This is a genomic window from Streptomyces sp. NPDC002467 (assembly GCF_042889825.1).
GTDB lineage: Bacteria > Actinomycetota > Actinomycetes > Streptomycetales > Streptomycetaceae > Streptomyces.
This window is the reverse complement of record NZ_JBIARJ010000003.1, coordinates 428,824-454,369: the sequence shown is the minus strand read 5'-3', so window position 1 is coordinate 454,369 and position 25,546 is coordinate 428,824. Positions and strand designations below refer to the sequence as shown.

The 25,546-nt window shown below is 70.6% G+C and carries 21 protein-coding genes and 1 pseudogene; 9 read left to right on the top strand and 13 right to left on the bottom strand.

The genetic code is table 11. The annotated features are described in order from the left end of the window. Positions 1–37: 37 nt before the first annotated feature. Positions 38–1,447, bottom strand: a complete 1,410-nt coding sequence (locus tag ACFYYJ_RS08565) for a HEAT repeat domain-containing protein (protein WP_389129990.1) — start codon at positions 1,445–1,447, stop codon at positions 38–40. A 268-nt stretch (positions 1,448–1,715) separates the two neighbouring features. Between ACFYYJ_RS08565 and ACFYYJ_RS08560 the strand changes: the two genes are divergently transcribed. Then, positions 1,716–2,057, top strand: coding sequence for a hypothetical protein (locus ACFYYJ_RS08560; protein WP_385125389.1), 342 nt, complete (start codon positions 1,716–1,718; stop codon positions 2,055–2,057). Beyond that, a complete protein-coding gene (locus ACFYYJ_RS08555; RefSeq protein WP_389129986.1) occupies positions 2,054–3,112 on the top strand; it encodes a zeta toxin family protein in 1,059 nt (352 codons plus the stop codon). Before ACFYYJ_RS08560 ends, ACFYYJ_RS08555 begins: the two co-directional genes overlap by 4 nt. 691 nt (positions 3,113–3,803) lie before the next feature. Here ACFYYJ_RS08555 and ACFYYJ_RS08550 read toward each other — a convergent pair. Continuing rightward, positions 3,804–4,187 (bottom strand): peptidoglycan-binding protein, encoded by a 384-nt coding sequence (locus tag ACFYYJ_RS08550; RefSeq protein WP_385125391.1) that lies wholly within the window; start codon positions 4,185–4,187, stop codon positions 3,804–3,806. A gap of 605 nt (positions 4,188–4,792) precedes the next feature. Between ACFYYJ_RS08550 and ACFYYJ_RS08545 the strand changes: the two genes are divergently transcribed. Then, positions 4,793–6,169, top strand: coding sequence for a S41 family peptidase (locus ACFYYJ_RS08545; RefSeq protein WP_389129983.1), 1,377 nt, complete (start codon positions 4,793–4,795; stop codon positions 6,167–6,169). A gap of 56 nt (positions 6,170–6,225) precedes the next feature. On the opposite strand, the pseudogene ACFYYJ_RS08540 reads toward ACFYYJ_RS08545, so the two are convergent. Continuing rightward, a pseudogene (locus ACFYYJ_RS08540) lies at positions 6,226–6,522 on the bottom strand (oxidoreductase); the annotation flags it as partial. Positions 6,523–6,791: 269 nt separating this feature from the next. Between ACFYYJ_RS08540 and ACFYYJ_RS08535 the strand changes: the two are divergent. Beyond that, on the top strand, positions 6,792–7,301 hold the full coding sequence (locus ACFYYJ_RS08535) for a hypothetical protein (protein WP_389129980.1): 510 nt from the start codon (positions 6,792–6,794) through the stop codon (positions 7,299–7,301). Positions 7,302–7,334: 33 nt separating this feature from the next. Here the strand turns inward: ACFYYJ_RS08535 and ACFYYJ_RS08530 are convergent, their stop codons facing one another. Beyond that, complete coding sequence (locus ACFYYJ_RS08530) at positions 7,335–7,466, bottom strand: hypothetical protein (protein WP_385125399.1); 132 nt, start codon at positions 7,464–7,466, stop codon at positions 7,335–7,337. Between the two features lie 245 nt (positions 7,467–7,711). Further along, a complete protein-coding gene (locus ACFYYJ_RS08525) occupies positions 7,712–11,833 on the bottom strand; it encodes a hypothetical protein (RefSeq protein WP_389129976.1) in 4,122 nt (1,373 codons plus the stop codon). Positions 11,834–12,193: 360 nt separating this feature from the next. On the opposite strand from ACFYYJ_RS08525, the gene ACFYYJ_RS08520 reads away from it, so the two are divergent. Then, on the top strand, positions 12,194–12,448 hold the full coding sequence (locus tag ACFYYJ_RS08520; protein WP_389129973.1) for a hypothetical protein: 255 nt from the start codon (positions 12,194–12,196) through the stop codon (positions 12,446–12,448). Positions 12,449–12,536: 88 nt separating this feature from the next. On the opposite strand, the gene ACFYYJ_RS08515 is transcribed toward ACFYYJ_RS08520, so the two are convergent. Then, a complete protein-coding gene (locus ACFYYJ_RS08515; RefSeq protein ID WP_385125402.1) occupies positions 12,537–12,989 on the bottom strand; it encodes a GNAT family N-acetyltransferase in 453 nt (150 codons plus the stop codon). A gap of 243 nt (positions 12,990–13,232) precedes the next feature. Here ACFYYJ_RS08515 and ACFYYJ_RS08510 point away from each other — a divergent pair, with 243 nt between their 5' ends. Next, the gene (locus tag ACFYYJ_RS08510; protein WP_389129969.1) at positions 13,233–13,646 is read left to right on the top strand and encodes a hypothetical protein; all 414 of its coding nucleotides are present in this window, start codon (positions 13,233–13,235) and stop codon (positions 13,644–13,646) included. 114 nt (positions 13,647–13,760) lie between these two features. Here ACFYYJ_RS08510 and ACFYYJ_RS08505 read toward each other — a convergent pair whose 3' ends face one another. The 3 genes from ACFYYJ_RS08505 to ACFYYJ_RS08495 all read right to left on the bottom strand — a co-directional run bounded on the left by ACFYYJ_RS08505 (position 13,761) and on the right by ACFYYJ_RS08495 (position 15,445). Then, positions 13,761–14,312 (bottom strand): hypothetical protein, encoded by a 552-nt coding sequence (locus ACFYYJ_RS08505; protein WP_389129967.1) that lies wholly within the window; start codon positions 14,310–14,312, stop codon positions 13,761–13,763. A gap of 360 nt (positions 14,313–14,672) precedes the next feature. Continuing rightward, a complete protein-coding gene (locus tag ACFYYJ_RS08500) occupies positions 14,673–14,948 on the bottom strand; it encodes a hypothetical protein (RefSeq protein WP_389129964.1) in 276 nt (91 codons plus the stop codon). Between the two features lie 8 nt (positions 14,949–14,956). Beyond that, positions 14,957–15,445: a hypothetical protein gene (locus ACFYYJ_RS08495; protein ID WP_385125408.1), complete on the bottom strand. Its 489-nt coding sequence runs from the start codon at positions 15,443–15,445 to the stop codon at positions 14,957–14,959. A 205-nt stretch (positions 15,446–15,650) separates the two neighbouring features. Here ACFYYJ_RS08495 and ACFYYJ_RS08490 point away from each other — a divergent pair, with 205 nt between their 5' ends. Next, complete coding sequence (locus tag ACFYYJ_RS08490; protein ID WP_389129961.1) at positions 15,651–17,213, top strand: serine/threonine-protein kinase; 1,563 nt, start codon at positions 15,651–15,653, stop codon at positions 17,211–17,213. A gap of 371 nt (positions 17,214–17,584) precedes the next feature. On the opposite strand, the gene ACFYYJ_RS08485 is transcribed toward ACFYYJ_RS08490, so the two are convergent. From ACFYYJ_RS08485 to ACFYYJ_RS08470, 4 genes are read right to left on the bottom strand one after another with little or no spacing between them, the layout of a single operon-like run. Continuing rightward, positions 17,585–18,586 (bottom strand): GNAT family N-acetyltransferase, encoded by a 1,002-nt coding sequence (locus ACFYYJ_RS08485; protein WP_389129958.1) that lies wholly within the window; start codon positions 18,584–18,586, stop codon positions 17,585–17,587. 11 nt (positions 18,587–18,597) lie between these two features. Further along, complete coding sequence (locus ACFYYJ_RS08480) at positions 18,598–19,842, bottom strand: MFS transporter (protein ID WP_389129955.1); 1,245 nt, start codon at positions 19,840–19,842, stop codon at positions 18,598–18,600. Next, positions 19,839–21,128, bottom strand: coding sequence for an ATP-grasp domain-containing protein (locus ACFYYJ_RS08475; RefSeq protein WP_389129952.1), 1,290 nt, complete (start codon positions 21,126–21,128; stop codon positions 19,839–19,841). The genes ACFYYJ_RS08480 and ACFYYJ_RS08475 overlap by 4 nt, the downstream gene beginning before the upstream one ends. A 3-nt stretch (positions 21,129–21,131) precedes the next feature. Then, complete coding sequence (locus ACFYYJ_RS08470) at positions 21,132–22,379, bottom strand: ATP-grasp domain-containing protein (RefSeq protein ID WP_389129949.1); 1,248 nt, start codon at positions 22,377–22,379, stop codon at positions 21,132–21,134. 218 nt (positions 22,380–22,597) lie between these two features. Here ACFYYJ_RS08470 and ACFYYJ_RS08465 point away from each other — a divergent pair, with 218 nt between their 5' ends. Together ACFYYJ_RS08465 and ACFYYJ_RS08460 are read left to right on the top strand one after the other, a co-directional pair. Continuing rightward, the gene (locus ACFYYJ_RS08465) at positions 22,598–24,046 is read left to right on the top strand and encodes a coproporphyrinogen-III oxidase family protein (RefSeq protein ID WP_389129946.1); all 1,449 of its coding nucleotides are present in this window, start codon (positions 22,598–22,600) and stop codon (positions 24,044–24,046) included. Beyond that, entirely contained in the window at positions 24,043–25,107 is a 1,065-nt protein-coding gene (locus ACFYYJ_RS08460; RefSeq protein WP_389129943.1) for a DUF1152 domain-containing protein, read from the top strand. The genes ACFYYJ_RS08465 and ACFYYJ_RS08460 overlap by 4 nt, the downstream gene beginning before the upstream one ends. The last annotated feature ends 439 nt before the right edge of the window (positions 25,108–25,546 follow it).

The window sequence follows — 25,546 nt, the reverse complement described above, 5'->3', positions numbered from 1 at the left end:
CTGCCGCAGGCTTGAAGGCCCGACGGGATCGGCCCGGTCAGACGGGGAGCGCACCAGCAGGGTGTCCGTGTTCTCTGCCGCATGCCGTCAGGGCAAGGAGGCCACGGCCGCTGACGGATGTGGCGGCCCCTATCGATCCGGGGTCGACTGACAGCCGCGCGGCTATGTCGACGGCGTAGCAGGTGTCGGGGATGTCGAGCTCTTCCTTCATCCGGTCATACCGGGCCCTGAAGGCCTCGGAATCCGAAAGGTTCACTCCGTCGAAGGCGTCGTCCGGGAAGCCATCCTCGTGCGGGAGCAAGTAGCCGGCTTCTGCCGGGTGTCCTGGTCCGTCATCGCCGGACTCTTCCGCGTCGAAGGCGTCGTAGAAGCGGACCACTTCACCGTTCTCGGCGATGCACCAGGCAGTCCATCCGTCCCCGCAGCTCATCCCGTACCACTGCGCGGCCCCAAACCGGCGGCTCAAGTCCGAACACCGCTCTCGCACCACACGCTCCATTGCCTCGTCCCGGCCGTCATCCCCGGCGTCCTCGATGCTGTGCGTGTCCTGGGACGAGCCGCCGAATACGAGCGTGAAACCGTCGAGCACAGGGCTGACGAACACCCGCGCGCACCCGTCATGACCGCGGCCGCTCCAGTTGTGGTGATCGTGGTTCCAAACGGCGGCTCCTGTACGTACGGTGATCGGCTCCCCCACGCCCAGGTCGAAGGCCTCCAGAACCGCGCCCTGGTCTGTTGTGGGCACCGCGTACCAGGAACCGCACAGATGCATGCCCTCCAGCACCTCGTCGAGCTGCTTGACCCGGGTCAGCCGGCGCACCGCTGCCCGGTCGAGTACATCCAGGACAGCCGGCCCGCCGATGGACGCGAGGGCCTCCAGGGCACCAGCCCTCAGCCGCGGGCCCGGAGCAGGCGCCCGGCGAAGGCGCCGCAACGCCGGAACCGCCGCAATGCCAATCGCCTCGAATACCCGGACAGCCCGTTGCCTGACCGCCGCGTCCGCATCGCCCAGCAACGGCATCAGCCGGTCCGCGAAAGCCAGCGCGTCCTCACCCAGGCGCTGGAACGCGAACAGCGCGTCGGCACGGACTGCCGGATGCGAGTGGGTGAGCAAGGGAAGGTAGACCGCCGAATCGTCCACCTGAAGCCGTCCCAGGCAGTAGCCGGTCCTGCGCGCGACCTCGGGCGAATCCGCTGACGCGATAGCCCCGGCCAGGGGCCAAAGGGCCGGATGCCCGATCCGGCACAGCACATCCGAAGAGACCGTCCACTCCACCGGCGACCCCTCATCGCACAGCACCTCAAGCACCGGCCCCACAACCTCGGCCCCACGCTCCACCAACGCGTCCCGCACCGCCCGCGTCGCATCCCACGAACCCGTGAGTTCCCCGACCAACCGATCCCTGTCCATGACGCGCACCATATCCAGCACCACCGACACACCCACCGACGACAAGGCCTCCACACCCGGGTGCGCTCGCGCCCGGCCCCGCTCCTCACCCGGCGGCCGTGGCGGACCCCCGCCCAACCGGGGCACGTCCTCCGTGCTCGCCTCCAGGCGCAGACACTACGAGTCCTGCTCCAACACCGAAGGGTGGGCTGATTGAACGCCACGGCCGGCGGGTGGCGACGAACTTCAGCGTCGGTGACCGTCCTCACGGAATGTGTGCCAGAACCTCCAAGATGTGAACGAGCCACACGTCCCGTTTACGACAATGATCGATACCTTCGAGAAGGGGGTCATCATGACCGCACCCCGCAACGGAATCTCCATCACGCACGAACTGGATGCGTATGAGTGGTCGAACGAAGAGACGGCTGCATACGAGGCGGCCATTGAGGCGGTGAACGGGGCGGTCGGCGCATACAGCGCCCTCATCGCCGCCGAGGAGGCCAAGGTAGAACCGGACCCGGAGGCGATCCAGGCCGCGCGCGCGGCGCAGACTCGCCTTGCCCGTGAGCGGGAGGCGCTGCGGCCCAGCGACCGTGAGCAGATCGCCGCGGCCCGGGCACGCTATGCCGAACTCGCCCGAGAGGTCCGGGGAGGGAGCGCGTGATCGACCCCGCGGAAGTCGAGCGTTACCGGTTGGCTGAGGCCGAGAACCGCCGCATCTTCCGTGAACGGATTGTCCCTGACCTCCTGGAGGGACGCGCGACGCAGGAAACACCGACGGTGATCGTCCTCATCGGACAGCCTGGCGCCGGCAAGAGCCGTCTCACCCACATGATCGCGACCGCGCTCAACCGGCATGGTGGGTTCGTGGACGTCGACAGCGACCTCTACAAGCCCTACCACCCCGCCTACGACGAGCTCATGGCTCGGGACGACACCCTCATGGCTGCCTACACCCGGGCTGACGGCCGCGCCTGGATGGCGCAGGCCGAGGAGTACGTCCGCTCCCACGGCCTCCACGCGATCATTCAGGAGACGTCACAGAACGCACCCGCAGTAGCAGACAAGATGCGGGCCTACCGGAAGTCCGGCGCCCGGCTCGAAGCACTGTTCATGGGTGTGTCGAAGGCGGAGAGCGACCAAGGCATCGCGAATCGTTACTTCGAGCAGCTCGCCGACCGAGGGCAGGGTCGCCTCACTGTCCAGGCCAACGCCAACGAGTCCTTCCATGGCATCCTCGACTTGGCCGACCTCATCGACCGCGGCCGCCTTGTCCACCTGGCAGGCGTCTACCGGAGAGGGGAGAGCAAGCCCCGGCACACCAACAGCTCCGACGACAACGGAGAACGGGTCGCTCCACCACGGCTGAGGGACGGGGTCGAAGTCGAGCGCGCGCGTCCTCTGTCGGCCGCCGAGAGCAGCGGCTTCGCCGACACCCAGCTCCGGCTCCGTGAAGCCGGCATGAGACTCGGAGGGGAATGGCCGGATCGGCTGGCCCGGATCGAGCAGAGCACAATCCCGATTCTGAAGCCCGTCGACGTTCAGCGTCTCGGCCTCCCGGTGCGCCCCTCCGCCGCATCCGCCCGGGCTCATAGCACCACCTCGGCCCGGATGCCGGACCAGCCGGGCCGCGGTCCCGTTCAGGGCACCGACTCCAAAGCGCGGCCGCCCCAGCGCAGGACCGACGGCCCAGATGCCAGTCGCGGCCGAAGCCGGTAGACCCACAGGGAGGGCTCGCGTCATCCAGCGCGGTGCCGCCGCCGACGTGGCGGCGCGGGCCTGGCATCCCCTCGTCGGGGACTGCCGGGCCCGCGTTTTCTCTGGCCTGACATCACATCCCAAGAGTCGTTCCGTCATTGATCTCCGGCGGATCGGAGCGGGGGGATCCGCGGCTGGGAGGGCTTCGCCTACACGGTTCTTACCGGCACCCACAGTCAGTGCTCAGGGCCGTCGGGTCGGCCTGCTATCCGAGGCTCGGCGCATCCACCGCCACGAACGGGGTTGTGCTCGCACGGCCCGTCCGCCGGGAAGGCGGTGCCCAGGGGCGCACCCAGGCCCGGGAAGAACTGCTGCCCGTCCTCGAGCTGCGGTGTGGTGGTCCATGCGTAGGACTCTCACCCGCGCATCGCCCGTAGCATCATGCGCGTGCCGTACCAAGGCGTTGCCACTCGTCCGTCACCCGGATCTTCATCACGTACTGCCTGGGCTCGGGCTTTGGCACCCCCCGGGATGCACCGAAAGCGGTAGGGGCGAAACCGCCCGGAGGCCAGCTCTTTGCCACCACCGGAGCCGCCCTGAATGGCCTTGGGGCTCGGTGGGCGAGCCGTTGACGGCTGGTCCACCGAGCCCAAAGGCCGCCGTCGCACACGCGGCCCGTCAGCAACGGGGGCTCAGCCGGAGAAGAGCGCCCTCAGCGATCCGACGGCTCCCCACGCAGCCCGCCCCACGTCTCCGCACTCACAATGCCGTCGGGCTTCAACCCGTGGACCCTCTGGAGTCGCTTCACCGCCGACTCCGTTCCCGCCCCGAAGTAGCCGTCCACACCCTTCGGGCCCACCGAGTAGCCGTGATGATGGATCAGCAGCGCCTGGATCTCCTTCACCTTGGCCCCCGCATCACCGCGATCGGTGTACGCCGACCCCGAGTAGTAGCCGCAGTACGTACCCTCCACCGACGACTTGCACACCCCCGCCCTGGCCCCAACGGCGAAAGCCTCATTCGCCAGACCAACCGGCACCACAGCCCCGGCAAGCACGACAGCCGCAGCCACCGACAGCCCCGCACGCTTCAGCAAACCAGCACTCCTTCCAGCCTGGCGGGCCCAGCCCGCCACTTGGGACATTTGGCAACGAACCTATCTCCGCACCGGCCGCAGACGCGGCATATCGAAGGGGCGCACAAGAGCGCACGCCGCATCACCCGGCGCACAACACACCACCGGTACAGCCGCCCATTGGCGGCGGCGGTATCGCGGCGGAGCAGTGCCAGGATCTGGGCGACCGTGTACACCGCCGTGGCGGAGGCCGGTGAGCGCCGCGCAGGGCGAGCGCGGTGGTTCCCATCGCCTGGACTGCCTCCTCGGCGGCGGCCGTGTTCCAGCTCCACACACGGTCCGGAGCGGCAGGCGGGTCGACCTGTCGTCGCGCCGCGCAACCCAAGGTGGGCTGGGTCGTCGGCCGTCCGATCACCAAGCGGAATACTCGCTACCGTGAATGGCTGTACCGATGTCCAGTAGAGGCCGGGACATGGATGTCTCTGAGAGACGGGAGGCCGGGGTCTACTCCTGGTAGTGGGGCTGGCACCACCCCCGATCAACCGGAGAGCTGGATGGCCGGGAGAACGCCGTGTCGGCGAGCGTGGAGTTGTCCCGAGCAAGTCGCCTACAGAGAAGGCAAGATCGTGCGTATTGTCACGGCCGCCGCCGTCGCGCTGGTCTTCACCGGCGGATCCGCGCCGGCCGCCACCGCCCAACAGCCGACCGCCGATGGAATCTGGCGCATGGACGGCTACGGCACAGTCCTGTCCATCCGGAACGGAACCCTCCAGGAATACCAGACCACAGCCGTCAGTTGCCTCAAGGGCGACACCGCGCAGCGGACCGGCCCCGGCACCTACACCATGCCCGACGGCACCGTCCTCACCGTGCGCACCCAAGGAGGCCGTGACCGCGCGTCCATGCGCGCGGACGGCTCCATCGGCGACCGGAACCTGCGCCGGATCCGGGAGTTGCCCGAAGCCTGCACGAGTCCGGCCCCCAAGGATCCGCTCGCTGCCTTTGACGTCTTCTGGCAGTCCTTCGAGGAGAACTACCCCTTCTTTTCCGCCAAGGGCATCGACTGGCACGCCGTACGTGACCAATACCGCCCCCGGGTACACGCCGAGACGACGAGGGCCGCGCTCTACGCCGTCTTCAGCGAGATGGTCAAGCCGCTCTACGACGCCCACGTTGCCGTCCAGGACGGTGATCGCGCCTTCGCACAGGTTCGCCCCGGCACCGTCGCGCCCAAGGAGGAGTTGGACACCGAGGTCAAGAAGTTCATCGTGGCGCGCGACCTCAAGGAGGCCCGGAACCTCCAGGACTTCGCCAACGGGCGGATCACCTACGCCGACCTCCCCGGCGGGCAGGGCTATCTGCGGATCTCCGGCTTCGGCGGATACGCGGGCGCCGGCGCCCCCTACGCCGCCCAGCTGGCCGAGCTCGACAGGGTGCTGGACACAGTCATCAGTCAGGAGCGCATCCAGCGACTGAAGGACCTGATCATCGACCTGCGGATCAACGGCGGTGGCTCCGACGCCCTGGGGATCCACGTCGCCGAGCGCCTCACCGACACCCCCTACCTCGCCTACTCCAAGCGGGCCCGGAACGACCCCGCCGACCCCACCCGGCACACCCGCCCCCAGCCCGTGTTTGTCACGCCGGCCCAGGGGCCCCGTTACACCGGGCCGGTCGCCGTGCTGACCGGCGGCTCGACCGTCAGCGCGGGAGAGACCTTCACCCAGGCCCTCATTGAACGGCCCGGCAAGACGGTCCGGGTCGGGCAGCCCACGCAGGGCGTCTTCTCGGACGTCATGCAGCGCAAGCTCCCCAACGGCATGTCGGCTTGGCTTCCGAACGAGGAGTTCCTGACCCGGTCGGGCAGGACCTTCGACGGCACAGGCATTCCGCCACACTTCAAAGAACCGGTCTTCACGAAGGAGGAGTTCGACAAGAGGAGGGACTCGGCCTTCGACACGGCTCTGAACGTCCTGCGTAACCACGGTGGTGCCACGGGCTGAGGCTTTCGATTCAAAGGCTTGATTGCGCAGACCGCCGATCTCACCGCGCGGGTTCGTCGCGGGATCGGCGTCGCGCCCGTTGCCTTGGCGGAGAGGTCCCAGAGCCGGGCGGAACCCTCGGGGGTCTACGGCGTACGCGCATACGCCGCCGTCGTCCAGAGCGTGTCGGGAGCGGGGACGCGGGCGACGTCGCAGTCCTCCAGGTGAAGCCCGCTGCGGCCGTCGAGGAGTGGGGAGGTGGCGGCCCACAGCCCGGTGGCGGCGCCCTGGGACGGGGTCTTGAAGCCGGCGCCGATCACGTTGCCGTGCTCGTCCACCCGGCCGCGGTCGATCTGTTCCCGAAGGCCACGTTCTCCACCCTCACACTCCCCACCAAGGTCACCCGCGGCGCCGGCAGCCCAGCCCGGCAGCGGCACTCGCGATGGTGTTCAAGCCCGTCGAGACCGCCCAGGGCCCGATGGCGCACGATCACCGGCGCCCACCTCGCCCCGCCGGTCCGCGCCGGTCCCGCTTCGAACGCGGTCAGCTCGTCGAACGCCCAAAAAGACCTCGCCGCATGAATGTGCTCGGCTGACACACTGAGGCCGAAGCGCAGAAAGCCGCACAGAGGACCCCGACGCCCATGCTGAACCCACTCGACGCTCCGGACGCAGTGACAGCCGCGGTCGAACTGCTCGAGGACCTGCTCGACGACTGCAACCCATTTGTGTCGTCCATAGAGCTGTCCCATGTAGTCCCAGTGGCTGGGACTGCACCCGGTCATGACCGGATGAAGGGTCTGGCCCAAGCCGTGTACAACGCGGGGGCCAGTGGACACCAGGTAGGAACGTCGGTCGTCCCGTTCGAGTCACCGCGAGCCTGGCGGGACATCCTCCGCCGAGAGGTCACCGACGGGTTCATGCAGCCCGCCAACAGGTGGCCAGACGCCAACGTGCGCAATCCCGTCGAGATCCGGCAGGCGGGCGAACTCGCCGACGGCATCGCCGACCTCATCGAAGCCCATCTGGGGCCCGTCCGAAGCTCCGGCGACGTCGACGGCCCCCGCATGGGCATGGGCGCCATATGGTCGCGCAACCTGCTGTTGGTCACCAGCGACTGGGCCACCATCCTCTTCCTCGGGATTGATGACTGACTGAACGCGTCCCCGTGAACAGCGGCCACCACCTCAGCGGCTCTCATCGCCCACGAAGCAGTAGCGGTTGCCGTCACGGTCGCGCAGAGTCCCGCCACGGAGGCTGATCGCGTCGCGGGTGGTGTTGGTGATCTCCACCCGCGACGCGATCAGGGAGCGATTCAAGCGGCCGTCGCGTCCGAGACTGTCAGCCTGAACCCAGCTGCTCTCCACCCCCGGCCGTGGTGGTGACGGTGACCGTCATGCGCGGCCGCCGGCAGCGCGGCAGCACCGACCACGGCGCCGGAAGCCAGGGCGGTGGCGGCGATACGACGCAACACGAACGCATCCGTCACCGCCGTCGGCCGCACGCGGCTCTCTCCCTCCGGCCTGATGCCTGACCACCCATCAGACCCCCACATCGGAAGGCATCACGCTTCGCTTCCGACCGTGCCCCACCTGTCCGCCCAGGCTCGGGTGAACCGCTCGTGCGCGGGTGCCGGGACCGCAGCGGGGGCTTCTGTCGGGGCGGCGGGTTGGGGGCGCGGGGCCTTCGCGGCGGTCAGCTCCTTGCGAACGGCTCGGTGGTGCTCGATGGACCAGGAGTTCCAGCGGCGGACGATGCGGTCGGCCGGGCGGTCGAAAGCGTGCAGCTGGAGCTGGAGAGCGGCCGCGTCACGGCTGACACCGAGAGCCGCCGCCACCTCGTCCACCAGGTCCGGGACGCTGAACAGCGGGTTGGTCTCGTACTGGCCGGGCGGAACGGGGGTAGTTGCGGACCGGTCCGCCAGCCTGCGCAGAGCGGTGAGCAGATCGGCGGGCAGGTCCGTGAGCTCGCCGAGCAGGACGCGGGCACCCTGCGCCGCAGGGTCTGCTACCGGGCGCTCGGCGAGAGCCCAGGCGACAGCGGTGGCGGCGGCCTGCACGTCGTCGGCCTCCAGAGGTTCCTCGAGGCGGCCGGTGAGCAGGGCCGCGGCCCAGATCTCCGGGAGTCCGTGGTCCGTGGCGAGGGCAGCGGCATGGCTGCCGTCATCGGTGTACGGGGCGCCACCGAGCAGCCGGGTCCAGGCCACGGCCATGCGTTCCGCGGCCGCGGTCATCCCGCCGGGGGCCCAGAGTTCCGCCGGGTCGCCGGGCAGAGCGGCGGCCAGCACGGTGCGCCGGCCGGCCGGCCCGAGCCGTCGCTGGAACTCGTCGTACGCGTAGAGGGTGTTCCGGTCGGCTTTGTACGGCTTGGAGCGGACCAGCTTGCGGTGCACACCGTAGTCGTCGCTGCCGGCGAATCCGTCGAGGACCAGGGCCGCGATCGGGCGCGACACCCCGGTGCGCCAGCGGAACAGGTCCACAGCCTCCTCGGGCACCGGCAGCGGGCCCTGTCCGGCGAGCAGGGCCAGCAGCTGGGGAAGCCGGTTGGCGTCATCGGCGACGATGGTGTGCGTGGCCCACTCTTCGGCATCGGCGGGCACCGGATCGGCTGCTCGCTGGAGGAAGGGGGCGAGGCCGCTGCGGTCCGGGCCGGAGGCCACGGCGAAACCGTCCGCGCGCAGTGCGGCGATCCGCTGCTCGGGGGCCCGGCCGGTCCGCCAGGAGCTGTCGGCCTCCGCGAACGGCTGCCGGCTCCACACCCCGAGCAGTGCCGCGAGCGCCCGTCGGTGCTCGTCGGGGGTGGCCGCGACGACGGTTCGCCAGGCCACGGCATCGATCCGGCCGGTCAGCGCCGCCCACTCGGCGGGCGGCGCGGGCAGGGCGAGCACCCGCACCTCGTCGTCTATCTCGCCGCGCAGGTACCGGCCGTCGGCGGCGACCGAGGTGAGGAGGGCGGGCTGTGGCTGTGGCTGCCGTTCCTCGTAGGCGCGCAGCTGGGGCAGCAGGCCGTGGAGGGCCGGGACGAGCCGGTTGTCCGGCGCCGGGTCGGGCAGGTCGACGACCGGCCCGGCCCGCATGACGGTGACCCGGTGGGACAGCTCCTGGCGGCGGCGCAGTACGTCAGCGGCGAGCCGGACGGCGCGGTCGACGCCCTCCTGGACCAACGGGTCGGTCACCCCGGGCAGGGCGCGCCCGATGCCCTGGTGCAGCAGCTCGCGCACCGCACTGTCCGTGACCGTCCGCAGGACACCGGACGAGGGCGCGTCGCGCGGGGTGAGGAAGTGCCAGAAGGCAGGTGGCGGCACCGGCCCGGCCAGTTCGCCCAGGGTGGCCCGGCTCCGGGTCCGGTGGCGGCTGCCGGGGAAGCCCTGGACCTGCCAGAGCAACGAGTTGTCGCCGGCGGCATGGCAGCGGATGGTGGTTCCTCCGGCCAGGACGGCGTCCTCACCGCCGAGCGGCAGGGCAAGGATTCCCCACGGGCGGCGGCCCCAGTTGTTGCTGCGGTAGGAGGCGGTGCGGCCGTCGATGGACTCCAGCACGAACTCGCGGGGCGAGGGACCCGCGTACGGGGTGCGGTAGTCGACCCGGCAACCGGTGAGTGTGCCGTCCTGGCCGAGCGGGGAGGGCGGGGCACCGGGCGGCAGTGCGGCGAGGATGCGGTGGTCGGGGAAGGGCTTCATGCCGGGCGGGGACCGGTCGGGGTCGTGGAAGGCGGGCAGGGTGCGGTCGGCGGTGGGAACGCCGGTGTCCGGGTCGATGCGGTTCCAGCCGCGGCGGTCCTCGCTGAACACCTCGGTGCTCCAGAAGGTGTGGCCGTCGTTCATCTGGTAGTCGCGGTGGCCGATGCCCTCGTGTCCACCGGCTCGCAGGACGCGCTCGCCGTCGAACCGGCCGTCCCCGTCCGGGGTTTCGAACTGGTAGCCGAGGCCGCCCTGGATGCTGCCACCGTAGGGGCGCAGTCCGTACGTCTGCTCCGGTTCGAACTTTTCGCCGGGATGGTCGGACCAGTAGGCGGTGTTGGAAGCGTTCTCCTCGTGCTCCTCGTTCCAGGCGACGAGGAACTGGCCGCCGACCCAGTGCACGGTGTGGCCGAGTGCGCCGTCGGGCAGTTCCAGGGTGTGGTCCGCGCGCAGCCCGGCGTGGTCGACGGCGAGGGCGCGGGTCTCGCCGTACACGGTGAGCACCGGCCAGGTACAGGTGACGTGCACGGTTTCGTCGGGACGGAACGTGGCGAGGGCCTGGTCCAGGGCGGGCCAGCCCAGCTCCTCGGGGAGCCCGGCACGCAGGGCGCGGGCCAGCGGGCCGGTGAGGTCGATGGCGTCGAGGGCCTCCTCGATGCCGTCCAGGGCGATGGCGGTGGGCCGGTCGAGGAGGCCGCGCAACTCGTCGACGGCCTCGTCGGCGGCGGCGAGTCCCCCGCCGCGCAGGGCGTCGAGCAGCTTCTCGACGCGGGCGTGCACCTCGGCCGTGATGCCCGGATTGTGCGGGAGCCGGCTGATGGCGGTGCCGCTGATCGCAGCGCCGCTGCGGGTGCGGAGCCCGGCGTGCACGGTGCCTTCCAGCCGGGGGCCGAACACCGGGTCGGTGGCGAGTGCCTTGAGGTCGCGCTGGGAGTGCTCACCCCAGAACTCCAGGCTGATCGCAGCACCGGGGTCGTGGACGGGTACGCCCTCGGCGAGGCAGAGGTCGAGGAGGTCGGCGTCCAGATGCGGCCACCGGTAGCGGTCCTCGTGCAGCCGGACAGGGGTGCCGTGCGCGCGCAGCAGCGGAGCGAACCGGCCCACCAGGTCCAAGAGTTCCGCGGGCATGGGCTGGCGGGTCACTCCCCCGCCGCCGACCGTGCGGTGCGAGTATCCGGCGGCGTACCGGCGCAGCCAGTCGCCGAGGCCGCCCTCCGGGGTGATCCGGCCGGCCGCGGCCGAGTCGGCGGCACCGCACGCGATGAGCAGCCGCAGCCAGGCGGCCGCGTCGTTCTTGGACTCGGGAAACAGGTCGAGGAGGGCGGTGGCCTGCTCGTCGGCGGGCGGGTGGTCGCCGAGCGGGCCGGCTGCCGCGTCGAGCAGCCGGTCGGGGATGGCCTTGCCGCGGGCCGCGGCCAGCACCCTGCCCAGCACTCGGGCCTCCTCCTCGCTGCCGAGCCCGGCCGCACGGGCCGAGTCCCGGACCCGGCGGGCCAGATCGGCGGGAAGCTCGCCGGGAGACGCCGCCCAGGCGTTCAGCAGGCGGACGAACTCGTCGTGCGCGTCATCCGTTTCGAGGACACCGGCCAACCAGGCCGCCGCTCCGCTGAGTTCACTGGCGGGCAGGGCGCCGAAGCGGGCGAACAGCAGCTGATTCGCCCGCCGCCAGCCGGGATCGACCGGCAGAGCGTGGGTGCGCTCGGCGGCGCGGGCCTGCGCGTAGGCGCGCGCGGCGGAGCGCCGGTGCGTCTCCAGCATCCAGTGACCGATGGTGTCCCAGAACCAGGGAAGGTGGGTGGCCGGCAGGCCCCGGGCCAGGCGCTCCGCGACGTCCACGAATTGGCCGGGCTTCTCCCAGGACCGGTGCCGGCTGCTGCCCGCCCGTTCCAGCATGTCGCGGGCGTCGGTTTCGACGCCCGGCCCCTGAGTACGTGCCCAGTCGACGTACGTCTCGGAGATGCGGTGATTGGCTGGGAGCGGGACGGGAGTTCCGGTGTTGCTGGTCATACGTGTGATCTTGCCAGGCGGGTCTGACAGCGGGTCCCGGGGATTCCGCGGCGTCAGGAAATGTCCGTCAGACCAGCCGGAGGCGGCTCTGCAGGACGGCCCGAAGTTTGACCGTCCGGTCCGGTGTTCGACGATGTCCGTGGAGTTGAGGTACCGGAAGGCGGCTCGGTGGCCAAGGCGACGGCGTCGCCCTGGCTTCGCCTGTCCTGACCAGCGACGGAACCAAGACGTGGTGGGCAGTTGTCTGCGTCAGCACGCACACTTGACGCTCCGTGCGTAGTGATCACACGTGGGGAGCCCCTGGCAGGCTGTGAAGCGGTCTGCCGGCCGGGGCTCCCCAGAAGATGGAGAGGGGAGACCATGACGACCATCCTGACAAGCGGTCAGGCAGCACACGGCGCGGTATCCGGCGTCCTGACGGCCGGTGAGTCACCGGCCCCAGGGGAGAACCCCGGCGGGTACGGGCTGGCGGGACTGCTCATCGAGGTCCTGGAGTGGGTGGGCCTGCCCGCCGGCATGTGCGTGCTGGGCGTGCTGATCACCCTTGCCGGGGCCTCGTGGATGTGGGGCCAGGCGCCGAAGGCCACCGGCAAGGAGAGGCGCCGGATGCGCTAGTGCGACGCCGTCCTCGGCAGGCCGAGATCCTGCTGCCGACGGACGACGCCACCGTGATCTACGACGACATGAAATCGACCTTCTGAGGCTACAGAGCCGTATCGCGCAGGTCGGGGCGGTTCCTCGGCAGCCCGAAGCCTGCCATCTCCTTTTCCTCGTAGGACAGGAATCCCAAGCTCCGATAGAACGCGTGGTTGCGCTTGCCCTCGGGTGACGACTCATGGTCCGTGGACAGGAGGAAGAACCGACAGTGGGAGTAGCGCCGCGTCAGGTGCTCGACCAGCGCCCGGCCAACCCCCTGCCGGTGGTTCGCCGGATTGACCACGACGTCCTGGACGTAACAGATGTGCTCGTCGTCGGAGACGGTCCGGGCCAGTCCGAGGAGCGCTCCCGTTCCATCTCGTGCCGTGATGACGAGGTGAGAGTTCACAAGACCACGGCAGAGCTTGTCGACGTCGCTGGTGTAGCCCTCCCAGCCGACCGAGTCGTAGAGGGTCAGCATCTCCGCAGGATCGAAAACGTCCTCTTCCGCAATGAACATGTCGATCCCCTATGCATGCGCTGCCGCTTCTCACCGTCAACTCGACACCACACACTCCGGGCCCGTCAACATCGACTGCCGCCGTGCCCGGCCGCCTCTCGCCGGCCACCGGGTCGTGGACGAGGACCGGGGAGACGGACAGACACTCGGCGGTCGTCATCAGCCGGCTCGCGGATGCTCACAAAAAAATGACGGCGGTGACGTGGCGCTGAGACGGACGGACGATGGTGCGATGATCTGTTCGTGGTGACGGATGTCGAGTGGGCTCGGATTCGGAAGGACCTGCGCTTCGGGCAGGTCTTCGAGGGCACCGTGGTGAAGGTCCCCCGGCCTGGCGCGATCGGGATCTTCGTGGACATCGGCCTGAACGTCGGAGGTTTTGTCGACGTTCTGCTGCTGCCGAGCGAGTGCGAAGACTGGCCGGCGGAGGGCACGGTTACCGATTTCGAGATCTGGTGGGCAGACGGCCGCCGGCAGATCCGGCTCAAGCCGTCCGACTCTCGGTATCTGCGGACCGACTTCACAGACTTCGTCGAACGCTTCCGTCCCGGTTGGCCTGCCGACGTCGGCCGGCCCGTTCGTGACCCAGCCCCTGTCACCCCCGACGAGCTGCGGGCCCTGCTCCGCTCCGATGGGTCGTCGGCCGGCTCCCCCTGAGACTGAAGAAGTGACCGACGCTCCCAGCGGAGCCTGGCCGGCTGGGGATTCGGCGCGATCGAAGCCACCAGGCACCGGCTTCCGGTCACACTGGGAACGCCCGGCGTCCCGGCCTCATCCCAAGGACGCGGTCCGTTTGACGGCCTTCGACGCGAAAAGGTGCATGTCTGAGGGGGTGAAGGGGCCGTACTTGGTGACACTGAGGCAGATGAGTAGGTTTCCGCGCCTGATGTAGAGAGTGTTCCAGTACGTCTGCTCGTAATGCTGTGTGAAGTAGCGCGCCTCGTCTCCGAGGTCACGAAATTGTGCCGAGTCCTGCTCCGTCGGGTCATGGGCCGGCATGTTGAGCTCGGCGATGACCTGCGGGAGTCGAGCGGCAGCTTCCTCGGCGCCGGCCTCGCGCTCGAGCTCCTCACTGACCATCTCCAAGCCGCCGTTCTGGCCTTCGAAGCCGGCGGACTGAAGCTTGGTGTCGTCATCGCAGGGAGCTGCCGTCGAAGGGGTGCTGAAGCCCGCCGGCAGGTCCTGCGCAGTAATGAGGGAACGACAAAGGGCCTCTGCGGGGTTGGAACTGCTGCCTACCGCAGTCGGCGTCGCGGTCCGGACGACGTTCTTCGAGCGGGTGCTGCTGCCGAGCGAGGCACAACCTGACACGAGGAGGGTCACAGCTCCTGCCAGGGCTGCCGCTCTGAGCGTGTGCGCGCGCCGGTGATCCATGTGTCCCCCAAGAGCCATCAGCGAATCGGTGGCGGATCCTAACAGCAGAGACGTGCAGCTAGTGCTGTGACCGGCAAGGTTCACCGGGTGGCGACGCCCGGCACGGGACTCGCCGCGTTGTCGGACCGCACAAGTACGTCCAGTACGAGCCGCGGCCCTCCGCCTTGCGAAGCACCGCACTGGATGCCGCGACCCCGGCAAACCCTTCCGAGCACGGCACTCGCTCCCACGGCAAGCCGGCACCGCAGCCCCCAGCGGCGCCCACGCCCAGCCCCAACCCGAGCCCGGACGCGCTGCCCTGAGCCCTTATCAGGTCCGTGTGGCACCGTGTCTTTGCCGCAGGTCCACGATGTCGACGAACCTGCCGTCCGCCAGGACCTGGTCGCCGACCCGCAGTTCGGTGGGCGGGCAGTCAACCGCCCTGCGCCCCGGCGCGACCGGGACCGCTTCCGGCTCCCGCACAGCGGGCCGCTTGCCCGCCGGGCGGGTATCCGCCGGCTCGCAGGCCACGGTGCGCGCGATCCACTGGAACCCGCCTGCGTCGACCAGGCGCACCGCGAGCGGGGACAGGTAGATGCCGACCATGCCGACCACTACTGCGCGTAGCGGAAGTCGTAGTAACTCTTCCCTGCGACGAGGACCGATGTGAAGGAGACGGGCAGGCCCTGCCCGTCGCGCGGTACTTCCTGGGAGGTCTGGCGGGTGAAGCCCAGCGAGACGCCGGGCACGAAGACGTGCTCCGGGTCCTCGGCGTCCACGGTCCACCCGCGCTCGCGCAGCTCCGCGAGGACTCTGTCGGCGGGGGTGGCGAAGACGTCGTGCCCGTCCAGGAGGACACGCGTGGTGCTCTGTCGGCCCTCGCCGGGCCACCACAGTTCCACGGCCGTCGTGCGGTCCTCCGCATCGAAGAAGACCGTGTAGCCGACCCGGTCGAAGTCGCCCATGAGCCGACGCGCCCGCCGGGAGGTGGGGCCGATCATCCGCGGCTCATCCCAGGGCCGGAGCACGGTCAGGACCTCCTCGTACGGGCTTCCCAGGTGTACGGGTCCGGCGGCGGTCGGTGGTGCCAGGAGCAGATCCATGCCGTTTCTCCGATTGTCGACTTGGGCACCCCAGTCTATTTCCCACCACGTTTCTCCAACGCCGTTGGGAATCCACCCCACCGCCAGCCGGTCGCACAGCCCGACCTTCACTCTGCCGCTCATGGCCACCGAGCGACACAGCCCCGGACCGTACGGCAGGACGAGCTGCCCTGTAGCGGTACTGGGTCGGCTATTGTGCGTGCCCATGTCCAAGCAGGGGGAGTTAGACCGGGGCCGTTACGTCCTTGACCGTGAGCCGATCGCGTCGGGCGGAATGGGGACCGTGTGGCGTGGCTATGACCAGAAGCTGAAGCGTGCCGTTGCCGTGAAAGAGCTACGGTTCGCCGAGGGGTTGAGCGCGTCTGAGCGTGACCGGCAGAGGGCACGGGTGATGGTCGAGGCGCGGACCGCTGCCCGCCTGGACCATCCGGGGATCGTCCCGGTGTACGACGTGATCGAGGACGACGGTCGGCCGTGGATCGTCATGCGCCTGGTGTCCGGGCGGTCTCTGGCGCAGGAGGTAGAGACGTCGGGGGCACTGAGTCCGCAGCGAACGGCCGAGATCGGGCTGGAGATCCTCGCGGCGCTGGAAGCCGCCCACAGCGAAGGGATCCTGCACCGGGACGTGAAGCCGCAGAACGTGCTTCTGGACGCTGAGGGCAAAGCGGTGCTGACCGACTTCGGCATCGCTTCCGTCATGGGTGCCACGCAGCCCCTGACCGCGACCGGGATGGTCGTGGGCACGGTGGGTTACATGGCCCCGGAGCGGTTGTCAGGGTCTGGGGCGGGGCCGAAAGCGGATCTGTGGTCGCTCGGCGCAACGTTGTACTTCACGGTCGAGGGCCGATCGGCCTACAACGCCGACGATGTTGTCGCCCTGATCGCCGCGGTCGCGTCCCGTGACCCCGAGCCGATGCGCCGGGCCGGTGCGCTCGCGCCCGCCATCGCGGGGCTGCTGGTCCGCGACGTCGGCGCGCGCTGGGACGCGGCGGCCGCCAAGGCGTACCTGCAAGCGGTCGTCACCGGCGACCCGGACCTCGAGACGATGGCACTTCTTCCACCGAGTCCGGAAACGCCGACCATGCCGGCCCCGCGCTTCTCGTGGAACCAGGATGTCCCGCCGGCCACGCCCGAAGCCGGCGACGTCCCCGCTCACCGGCTCCGCCCACGTGGACTGACGTGGCTGGTGGCCTCCACGGCAGCCGCGGTGCTCGTAGCCGGAGGAGTGGCCATCGGCATGCAGCTGACGGGGGGAGGTGGCTCCGCCGCGTCGCACGGAACGTCCCCGGTCTCGGCCTCGGCGTCGGCCCCTGCGCCCAACAGGTTCACGGCGGTGCCCAAGCTCTGCCAGTCCGGCCTGGTGAGCACGGACAACATCGGCAAACTGGTGTACAAGGCAAAGCCGAGCGGGGCTCCCGTCGACACCGTGGCGGTGAACCAGTGCGAGTTCGAAGACAGCTCCAACTCCACTCTGCACGTGAACCTCACGATGCACGGCAGCGTCAAGGCAGCCACGGACCTCCTGAAGGAACCCGCCTACTTCGCTCACGGATGGAGCGGCGATCTGCCCCCGCAAGACCTCGCGCTCGGAGACCAGGCGGACGTCACGTCGAGCTATTCGCTCGTCGAAGTCCGCGTCCGGATCAGCAATCTCACGATCGACATCCGCAACAGAACTGACAGCTTCGGCGTCAACCACAAAGACGCGGTCGCCTTCGCTCGCGAGATCGTGGCAGCGGCAGAAGCCGAGGCCCGGCCGGCCACCTAGCACGACCTGCCGGGATTTACGGCGGCGCGCTACCGCTCGAAGGACGAACCGCCCAGGGCTCGGGACCGGGCTCATCAGCACGCCGCCGGCGCGCGCAAAAAGATGCCGCGGACGAGGGACGGACCGGGACGAGGACCCTGCGGGCCCGCTCGGCGTGTGGCTGATCGATGACCAGTAGGCCGGCATCCGCGCGGGCGACTCGGGCCGCAGCGGGCGCGATGGACGGCTGCGCGCTGTTCACGGACCACATCGGGGCCACGAGCCGAACACCCGGAACGTCGCCCTGGAGTTCTCATTGCCCACCGGTCGGGTGCGTGGTGAGAGCTGGGTCCGGGACCTCCGTTCCTGCCGGGCCGCCGCCCTCTCGATCGTCAGCGGTCCACCAGGGCGTGCAGCGGGGAGACCGCTGCGCCGCGGCGGCGCTTGGCCTCGATCGTGGTCATGCCCGCGTGCAGGGCGGTCGTGCCGTGGGCGTAGGCGTCCTCGATGGGGAGGTAGTACATGAGGTTGAAGTAGAGGTGGGGCGCCGGGTGGTCGCGGTCGAGGGCGACCGCGCGGATCCAGGTGGTGGCGGCGTAGTGGTAGTACAGGCAGAAGCCGATCATGCGGTCGCCGTCGTGGGCGGCGACCACGCGCGCCCCGTCGCCCATGGTGGTGGCCTGGCGCTTCAGCAGGGCGGTCATCGCGTCGGTGCCGTCGCGGTCGTGGCCGTGGCCCTGCTGGTGTCCGGCGAGGAGGGCCCCGGCCTCCTCGAAGCAGTCCGCGAGCGCGTGGCGGCGTACGTCGAGCGCGGCCTCGGCGAACGCGCGGCGTTCGCGGCGGACGCCGACGCGGCGCCGCGAGGGCAGGGAGGCGAGGTAGTCGTCGAAGGAGGTGCCGGAGAGCGGGATGAGGGCGTCGTCCTCCAGGTGCCGGGGCGGGGCGGGGTAGAGCGGGGCGAGCAGCTCGGTGGCTTCCGCCGTGAGGTAGGGCCACCAGTGCGTGGTGCCGTGGTGGCCGGCGAACTGCCGTGCGGTGTCCCGGAGGAGGGTGAGGCAGGCGCTGCGGCGAGCGGGGTCGAGGCCGGGGGCGGTCAGGGGGGTGTTGTGGTAGCCGCGGCGAGCACCGGCGACCACCCGGGGCCGCAGGTGCGGGGGCAGGACGGTCTCGGGCTGGTAGCTGTCGTTCGGTTCCTCCCGCACCAGGTGGAGCGGTGTGGCGGCGAGGAGGGTGCCGTCGAGGTCCCGTACGAGTGCGTACGCGCTGGTGGCGGTGGGGTCTTGGGCCTCTCCGGCGAGCCACCGGTGGGAGAGGTAGAGCCCGGCCGGGCGGGCGAGGTGTTCCCACTCCGCGGCGGGGATCTCGTCGAGGGAATCGATGAAGCTCGTGATCAACGGGGGGTCCTTCAGCGGTCGCGGTGGCGGTTGGGGGCCTTGAGGGCCGGGGCGGCGCATACGGCGATCAGGCAGACGGCGGCCTCGACGACCCACGGGAGGACGGAACCGGCCTCCAGGAGCAGGGTGAACAGGGCCGGGGCGGCGACCATGCCGAGCGCCCAGGAGAACTGGTAGAGGCCCTGGGTGAAGCCTCCGGCCGCCTGGGGGGTGAGGGTCACCGACAGCTCGCTCAGCGCCGGGCCGAGCAGGATCTCCGCCACGCTGAACAGGACGATCGCCACGATGAGGGCCGTCCAGGCGGTGGCGGCGGCCCCGGTGAGCGCGGGCAGCGCGAACGCCGCCATGCCCCCGGTCATGATCAGGTATCCGCCGGAAACGGCGCGGCGGGGCACCTTGGGCGCCAGGTGTGCGGTGATGGCGGTCGAGCAGGCGGAGACGATGACGGTGTTGACGACGAACAACAGGCTCGCCGCCGAGGCCGGGAGGGCCAGGACACGGGTGGTGTACACGGCGACGAGGACGGACAGGACGGCTTGGGCGAGGACGTAGGGGATGTTCACGGCGACGAGGAGGAGGTAGCGGCGGGTGTGGTCCGCGCTGGTCACGTGGTCGTCGGGTGGTGCGTCGTCGGGCTGCGGCGGGCTGGTGGCGAGGGCGGCGAGGCAGGCGGCGGCCAACAGGTAGGTCGCGGCGTCGACCGCGATCAGCCAGCGCAGCGAGCCGTCACCGAACAGCGTCAGGGCTCCGGCCGCCGCGGCCGATCCGACGGCGAGCCCGATGTTGCGCAGCGAGCCGGTGAACGCGAACCAGGAGCGGCGTTCGGCGGCCGGGGTGACGTGCGTGATCAGGGTGCGTTGCGCGGTGAAGTACATGTTGATGCCGGCCTGGACGAGCACGTACACGCCGGCGATGTGCCAGGTCTCGCGGGCGAGCAGGAAGAGCGCGAATCCGACGGCGGAGAGGACGTTGGCCCACACCACGACGCGTTTGGGGCCGATGCGGTCCATGAGGCGTCCGGCGAGGAACGTGACCGGCAGGGCCAAGGCCTGTCCGACCGTCATGGCCGCCCCGACCTGCGCCAGGGGGACGTTCTGGACGTCGGTGAAGTAGAGGAGCCCGAGGGGCAGGAGCATGCCGTTGCCGACGGAGTCGATCAGGTTGCCGGTGATGAAGAGGCCGTGCCCGCGCAGCGCGGGCAGTCCGAGGCGGTCCGCGGTGCTCGGACGGCGGCGGGTGTCCGGGGCCGCGCTCACGGGTTCGGGCTCAGCAGGGCGCCGATCTTCCCCATGACCTCGGTCGCGGGGAAGCCGGTGGCCTCGTGCAGCTCCGTCAGGGCCTTGACCGTACGGTCCTCCTCGCCTTCGGGGAGGGTGATCACGACGATGTCTCCCTGCGAGACGCCGTCGATGAGCAGGTCGTGGGCGGTGACCAGCCGGACGCGCCGCGCCAGTTCCGTCCGTACGGCGGGTGGGAGGCCATCCCGGGCGAGGAACTCGATCGCCCAGCCGGTCCGCCGGGCCGGTCCCCCGGCAGGGGGAAGGCCGAGGGCCATGCGGGCGAGGGAGGTGAACGTGTTGGTGTCGGAGGCGGCGCACGAGAGGGTGGTGGCGCCGCCGATGCGCGGGTTGATCTCCAGGACCACGAACCGGCCGCCGGTGTAGATCATGTCGACGTTGACGGAGCCCTGGACCCCGAGGGACTCGCAGAGCCGTACGAGGGTGCGGGCCACGCCCGTGAACGCGGCGTCCGCCTCCTCGTGGGGGCCGCACCAGCGCAGGTCGGCGAAGGTGAAGACCGGTTCCGCCCCGGCGCGTCCGGTCCAGCACAGGGGGAGGACCTGGTACGAGCCGGGGCGGCCCACGATGTCCACGCTGCACAGGTCGCCTTCGACGACCTGCTCCACCACCGTCGAGACCACGGCCGGCGCCTGGCGCGGGCCGTGGTCGAGGTGGGCGTCGCGGTCGAGGTGGGCGTCGAGGTCGGCGGGCGAGTGCAGGGTGCGGATTCCCACGCTGGTCGACTCCCATACGGGCTTCGACATGAGCGGGTAGCCGATGCGCCCGGCCTGGACGCCCAGGGCGTCGCGGTAGCCGGGTACCGCGAGTCCGCGTCCGGTGAGCAGGTCGGAATCGATGCGGAAGCCGTCGGGTACGTCGAGTCCGGCCCGCCGGCAGAGCTGCTTGGTCTCCCACTTGTCCACCAGCAGCATCGTGGCCGTCAGGGGGCTCATCACCGTCGGGATGCCGGCCTCCTCCAGGAAGGCCTTGGCCGTGGCGTCGCGGAGCGCGTTCTCGCAGGGCAGGGAGATCGACACCGCGGCGTCCGCCCCCCAGCCGGCGACGGCGTCCGCGAGTTCCCGCGGGGTCACCCCCCGGTCGAGGCGTTGCCGGTGTCCGGGGAAGTCCTCGTCACCGGCGGTGCCGCTGGTGTGGAACAGTCCGGATTCGATGCCGTCGGCCGCGAGGGCGCGCACGGCCCGCTGGATGTAGGGGTCGGCGCGCTGGATCCGCACCGACCGCAGGAAGGCGATCTTCCGCACCTGTCAGCCCACTTCCACCAGGGACCGGGCGGCCGCCCGGCCGGCCAGCGCGCGTGCCCGGTCCGCGGTTTCCGCGCGGGCCACCACGTGTCCGATCCGGCAGGCCGAATCGGACGGCTCCGGCACGGTGTCCCCGGGCCTCAGGTGCAACTCGCTGTGGGTGCCGGGCAGGTCGGGGATCTCCACCCGCCGCAGCACCCCGCCGTGTTCGGGCAGCAGGAACCGGATCGACGCCGCGTCCGTACGGGTCGGGGCGGTGTCGGGGGCCAGGCCGAGCACGGCCTGGAGCTGGGCCACTGCTTCGTTCACGCCCGTCGCGGCCTCGACGACCTCGCACAGGTTGTCCCCCGGCAGCCGGGCACCGGTCTCGATGACGTACGGGCTCCCCGTGCCCGGGGGGATCTTCACCTCCGTGTGGGCGATGCCGTCGCGGACGCCGACGGCGAGCGCCGCCCGGGCCGCGATGTCCTGGACCTCCCTGACCAGCGGTGCGGGCAGGCCGGAGGGGCAGGTGTGCCCGGTCTCGATGCGGTAGCGGCCCTCCGTGGTGTCCTTCCCGACGACCGGCAGCGGGTGGGCCACCCCGCCCACGACCACCGTGTCGCAGGAGTACTCCCTTCCCGGGATGTACTCCTGGAGCAGGACGCGGGTGTCCAGTTCCAGGCCGTGCGGCCCGGCGTGCGTGAACCGCCGGGCGGCGGCGACCGCTTCGGCGAGCCCGTCGGGGCCGTCGACCACGGACACGCCCCACGAGCCGCCCTGCTCGGCGGGCTTCACCACCAACGGCCATCCGAGCGCCTCCGCCGCCTGCCGGGCTTCGGCGGCGTCGTGCGCGACCGCCCAGCGGGGGGCGGGGATTCCGGCGGCGGCGAACGCCTCCCCCATCAGGATCTTGTTCCTGGGCGCGTGGGCGAGCCGGGGGTCGTTTCCGGGCAGGCCGAGGCGTTCGGCGAGGAGGGCGGCGAGCGGGGTGAACAGCTCCCAGGCGGGCGCGATCCCGGTGACGGCATGCCGTCGGCAGAAGGCCTCCATGTCCTCCAGGGCCCGCGGGGTGTCCGTCAGGTCCGTCGCGCACACCCCGGCGAGGGCGGCCCGCAGCCACTGCGGGTAGCCGTCGTGGACGTCCTCGTGGGTGGCCGCGTACAGCCGCACCCCCAGCCGGCCGGCCGCTTCGACGAGGAACCGTCCCGCGTTCCCCATCGGCTCGATCACCAGCACTCCCGGCCCGTGCGGGCCCTCCCCGATCATCATGCCCCCAGCAAAGCCGTGGGGCGGGTGTGACGGCTATGGGCCTGACAGACGAAAACAACTCGCCTCACAGCATGGCCTTTTGGAGCAATTGCCAACGAACTGGCCAGTAGGCACTGGGTATTTGGTTCACCCACCCGATGGAATCGGACACGCGCCCCGTGATCGGATCGACACGCTAGGCAATCCGCGCCCGCTACCCGTTCCGGGAGACAGAAGCCGTGACCAGCAGTTTGCACCAGCAGCTCGCCGACCACATCGACCAGGGCGTCATCCCGCCCTACCAGTACTCCTACCCGCCGCGCTCCACCTACCGCCCGCTCACCGAGGGCAAGTGGAGCATCCCCGACGTGTGGGAGAGGGATCTCGCCAACTACCAGGTCCCCGAGCTGAACCTGTACCTGCACGTGCCGTTCTGCGACCGCAAATGCGGATTCTGCAACCTCTACACGATCATCAGTACGGACGAGGACGTCTACGACGCCTACACCGACGCGCTCTGTACGCAGATCCGCGATCACGCGGAGATCATCCAGGCCCGGCGGCTGCGCACCATCTACATAGGCGGCGGCACCCCCGCCCTGCTCAAGCCGCGTCACTTCGAGCAGATCTTCAGCACCATCGGCGAGATCTACCCCAACTGGCTCTCCACGGCCGAGGAGGTCGCCGTGGAGGCGACCCCGTCGTCGATCGCCGACGCGCCCCACGAGTTCAAGGCCCTCATCGACATGGGCCTGACCCGTGCGAACGTCGGCATCCAGTCCCTCGTGCCGCGCGAGATCCGGGAGGCCGGCCGCGGCGGCGAGGACGAGGACGTCATCCGGCGCGCCGTCCACACCGCGCACGAGCTGGGCCTGCCAGACCTCTCAACCGACCTGATCATGGGTTTCGCGGGACAGACCCCCGAGACCTGGCGGCAGAGCGTGGACGAGCTGGCTGCGCTCCAGCCCACCACCATCAGCACCTACTTCCTCACCGTGCGGCCGGACGCCTGGTTCTCCAAGACCGGCGCCTACCAGTACATGTGGCAGCCGGAGCTGTACGAGCGCTACGACTACGCCCGCCAGGTCTTCCTCGACCACGGCTACGTCCAGGAGGGCTCGGTCCGCTACAAGAAGCCCGGCCGCGGCGGCTACGCGCAGAAGGTGCTCACCTTCCACGGCGTCCCCTTGCTCGGCCTCGGCGTCGGCGCCCGCTCCTACACCAGCGTGCTCGACTACATGTGCGGCAGCGTGAAGCCCTCGACGGCCGAAGTCGCCGACTACATCAAGCGGGCGAAGGACCACGACCTCGGCCCGGTCACCGGCTTCGAGCTGACCGGCGAGGAGATCGTCCGCAAGCGGCTCGTCCTCGACACCTTCGACCTCGACCTCTCCGAGCTGGACCGCTTCGGCTACCAGGAGCACGCCGCCGAGTTCGAGCCCATCCTCGACGCGGCCGAGTCGAACGGGCTCGTCCACCGCCTCGGCCGCCGCGTGCAGCTGACCCCCAAGGGGTTCAAGTACCGCGACGTGCTGTCCTGGATGTTCTACTCCGGTGCCGTCAAGGACCTCGACCGCGAGTACTACGAGAACCTGCACGCGGCGAACAAGCGCGCCCAGAAGAACATGGGGGCGACCCCGGTACGCATCACCGGCGTCGACCTGCGCGTCCGCGAGACTGCTTCATGACCGACCTGTACGTCGCGGCGGGCGGCGGCGGGGATCCGGTCGGCACGCTCATCGCCGCCCGGGCCGTCTCCGTCGACCCGGACCCGCCGCTGATCGCCACCTACGCGTGGGAGCGCCCGGAGGTGGACCCGACCGCGAGCCCCCTGGGCGCGGCGGACTTCGACGCACTGGCCGACGGTGTCGGCGGGCTCCCGGCGTTCACGGCCACGACGCGGGCCAGGCCACCGGCCGGGTCCACCATGCCCACCCTCGCCGCCGACCTGCCGGCCCGGCTGTTGCTGCTCGACCCGGCCCGGGGGCTCGCTGCCCTCGCCGGGCGGCTCGCCTCCGCGGCCGCCGCCGCGGGCGGGCGGATCCGCGTCGTCGACATCGGCGGCGACATCCTGACCCACGGTGACGAGCCCACCCTGCGCAGCCCGTTCGGGGACGCCCTCACCCTCGCCGCCTGCCACCTGTCCGGCGTCCCCACCACCGTGCACGTGGCGGGTCCCGGGCTCGACGGGGAGATCGGGGAGGGCACCCTCCTCGACCGCCTCGACGGGGGCTCCTCCCTCGTCCCCGGCCGGGACGCTGCCGCGGCGGCCGCCCGGGCCCTGGCCTGGCACCCCTCCGAGGCCTCCGCACTGTGGGCCGCCGCCCTCCACGGCATCCGCGGCACCGTCCGGACCGTCGGCGGCACCCTCCGCCTGACCGCGGCCTCCGCGGGCCTGCACCACCTGACGCTCGCCGAGGCCCTCGGGCACAACCCCGTCGCACGGGCCCTCGTCGCCGAACTCCCGGACACCCTCCAGGAGGCGGCCGACATCTCGCAGCGCGTCACCGGCATCCCCGGGCTGGAGAGCGAGCGCGTCCCCCGGGCGGCGCCGCCGCAGGAACCGCCCGCCGGGGGCCTCGCCTCCCTCGACCGGGACTCCGCGGTGAAGACCCTGCGCCAGGCCGCCGACGGGGCCGAGCACGTCACCCTCCGGTACGCCGCCCGCACCCTGGGCCTCACCTGGCGGGACATCCCCGCCCTCCGGACCCTCCTCGGCAGCGACACTCCGGTGCTCACGATCGACTGAGGCGGGCGCGGCCGAGGGGGCGTGGTGCGGACGGGCGACGCGACGAACGGCGCCCGTCGAGCGGACCGCCTCGGCCCACCCGGCCCGGACGAAGCCCTCCGCGCCGCGCGGCCCGGGGAACCTCTGCAACGGCGGCCGGTCCGGGGTACGAAGCGGCCGGCCGCTCGCGCAGGCGGGCAGCCTCCTCGGCTGCCGCGGCCTGCCGGACCCGGACGACTACATGGTCGACCTGGTCACGCGCACCTCAACGCTCATCAAGGGGTGCTTCGGGGCGGAGGTCGACCGATTTGCAGCCACCCTTGTCATCCACCTTGGTCCCGACCCAAAGAGTCAGCACTCCCCCGTGATCACAAGACCGGAGTCTGTCGTACGCAGGGTCTTCGACATCGTCGGGGACGAGATTCCCATTCGAGCGCTTCCTCCACGTGAAGAACTCCGG

Bases quoted from the DNA above. Each gene is read 5' to 3' on its own strand.
- ACFYYJ_RS08500 (WP_389129964.1), bottom strand. From the start codon at position 14,948: ATGGTCGGCATCTACCTGTCCCCGCTCGCGGTGCGCCTGGTCGACGCA.
- ACFYYJ_RS08470 (WP_389129949.1), bottom strand. From the start codon at position 22,379: ATGATGATCGGGGAGGGCCCGCACGGGCCGGGAGTGCTGGTGATCGAG.
- ACFYYJ_RS08525 (WP_389129976.1), bottom strand. From the start codon at position 11,833: ATGACCAGCAACACCGGAACTCCCGTCCCGCTCCCAGCCAATCACCGC.
- ACFYYJ_RS08560 (WP_385125389.1), top strand. From the start codon at position 1,716: ATGATCGATACCTTCGAGAAGGGGGTCATCATGACCGCACCCCGCAAC.
- ACFYYJ_RS08515 (WP_385125402.1), bottom strand. From the start codon at position 12,989: ATGTTCATTGCGGAAGAGGACGTTTTCGATCCTGCGGAGATGCTGACC.
- ACFYYJ_RS08535 (WP_389129980.1), top strand. From the start codon at position 6,792: ATGCTGAACCCACTCGACGCTCCGGACGCAGTGACAGCCGCGGTCGAA.
- ACFYYJ_RS08495 (WP_385125408.1), bottom strand. From the start codon at position 15,445: ATGGATCTGCTCCTGGCACCACCGACCGCCGCCGGACCCGTACACCTG.
- ACFYYJ_RS08460 (WP_389129943.1), top strand. From the start codon at position 24,043: ATGACCGACCTGTACGTCGCGGCGGGCGGCGGCGGGGATCCGGTCGGC.
- ACFYYJ_RS08490 (WP_389129961.1), top strand. From the start codon at position 15,651: ATGTCCAAGCAGGGGGAGTTAGACCGGGGCCGTTACGTCCTTGACCGT.
- ACFYYJ_RS08520 (WP_389129973.1), top strand. From the start codon at position 12,194: ATGACGACCATCCTGACAAGCGGTCAGGCAGCACACGGCGCGGTATCC.